We start from the raw sequence: 1,877 nt of genomic DNA, 5'->3' as shown, positions 1-1,877 counted from the left end.
ACACGCGGGAGTGTATGAACAGACACGCGGGAGTGTATGAACAGACACGCGGGAGGGGTCGACAGACGTATTGCAACAGACTTACGCCTGAATTAATGTCTGTTTATGAGGGAAATCACCGTGCCATCCAGCGCCATTGCGCTCCGATCTGAAACACTCCTGACCCCGGCCATGGTGTCGGCGGTGTGGGAGATTGCCGCCGCCCTGGATGAACAGCGCGTACCTGCCACAGTGCCGAACGCGGTCTGGCTGAACATCCCCACCCTACGCCTGCGCGGCGAGGGCGGGCGGGCCGATAATGTCTGGCTCCGGCAGTGCCTGGAACGTCTGACGGGAGTAAAGATGTCCGGGGAGCACCGGGGGGACCCCTGGGGCGCCGTTGTCCTGGCCGAATGGCACATCACCGAGGGCGGCAGCATGGCCCGCCTGCTGATCCCGCCGGCCGGGGTGCATGCCCTGCGCAGCCCCGCCAACTTCACGAAGATAGAGGCCTCCGCCGCGCACCGCCTCACCGGACATGGGCGGCAGCTCTATGCCATTCTGGCCGATAAAAAGCGCCTTGGCAGGCCATATTGGGTTTTTGATCTCTCAGAACTTAGGACCCTCATGCGAGTAGATGATCGTAAGGCATATGATCGTTGGTCAGACTTTCGAACACGGGTTCTCGACCCCGCAATTGAAGCGATCAACGACTACGGCACGGTCAGCGTGAAGATGACCCCGGAAAAGCGTGGTCGGTCGGTCCATGCTGTTCGTTTCGACTGGCACTGGAAAGACCCGCATGCCGTAACGGAAACCGCCGTGGAAAACGAACGCCACAGCGGGGCGAGGCGCAAGACGCAGGACACTTCCGACGCACCGCCAATCCTTGAAGACACCCCACAACACGACACCGCCCAGACCTGGTGGACCGGGCTGACAGATGCCCAACGAGAGGCTTGGGCCGATCGTGCGGGACGCACTTTCGAGGCCGGGGGGCGCCAAATCACCCGGAATGAGCGAGATTTGGCCCGTGCCGCCTATGCGTTGCTTGAATCTGAACGCGCAACCCAGAAACCCGTTGCGCAACCGGCTACATCGAACGATACGCAACCCCCATGAAACACACCTTAGGCACAGCCGCGAAAGCGACCGGGAAAGCAAAATCTACGATCCTTAGAGCCATAAAAAGCGGGTCTATAAGCGCGTGCCGTACAGAATCCGGACCCTACCAGATCGACCCATCTGAGCTGCATAGGGTGTTCCCCCCCACAGTTGCGCAACCGACCCTATCGAACGACACGCAACCCTGTGAAGAACAATCTACAAACCTTCGGTTTCAGATAGAAACCCTGATAACGGAGCGGGAGCGGGAACGCGGCCAGATGCAGGCGACAATCGATGACCTGCGGGAACGTCTGGACAGGTCCGAGGCGCGCGTGACGGCCCTTCTGACGAGCCCGCCGCGACCAGCAAGACGCTGGTGGCCGTGGTAACCCTTCCGGATCAAAACCCCGGTACCTCATCGGGCGCTTCCGGGGGGACCTCATCGAAGAACGCCTGCTGCTCCGGCTCGGGCAGCGCCTCGACCCGCCCCCGGACACCGTCCCACCAGCGCGCCACCCGCTCCATCGCGGGGCGCAGATGGGTCCAGAGCGGCTTCAGGCGCTCAACCGACGGGGCACTCTCCCCGGTGGTCCAGCGGCCGTTCTCGCCCTGGCGCAGATCTCCGGTGATCACCGCCGCGGCCGCTTCCGCCGCCAGCGCGGCTGCATCGCCGATGATCTGATCGACCTCCCGGAGCCGGGCCTCAGCCGTGGCCGCCCTTTCTTGCGCAGCACGGGCCTCTTCCTGCGCCCGGTCCCGTTCCTCCTCGGCCGCCGCCTTCGCCGCCTGAA

General features: G+C 63.3%; 2 protein-coding genes. One reads left to right on the top strand and one right to left on the bottom strand.

Annotated elements, in window-relative coordinates; genetic code table 11:
• Positions 1-105: 105 nt before the first annotated feature.
• Entirely contained in the window at positions 106-1,101 is a 996-nt protein-coding gene (locus AAC050_RS14555) for a replication initiation protein (RefSeq protein WP_339915798.1), read from the top strand.
• Between the two features lie 384 nt (positions 1,102-1,485).
• Here the strand turns inward: AAC050_RS14555 and AAC050_RS14550 are convergent.
• A partial coding sequence (locus tag AAC050_RS14550) for a hypothetical protein (RefSeq protein WP_339915797.1) occupies positions 1,486-1,877 on the bottom strand: 392 nt, incomplete at its 5' end.

Source organism: uncultured Brevundimonas sp. (genome assembly GCF_963974615.1).
Taxonomy (GTDB): Bacteria; Pseudomonadota; Alphaproteobacteria; order Caulobacterales; family Caulobacteraceae; genus Brevundimonas.
Note: the sequence above shows the minus strand (reverse complement) of the source record. Positions and strands in the feature narration are given on the sequence as shown.

What these genes read in the sequence shown, in the direction of transcription:
- AAC050_RS14555 (WP_339915798.1), top strand. Translation starts at nt 106, where the DNA reads ATGAGGGAAATCACCGTGCCATCCAGCGCCATTGCGCTCCGATCTGAA.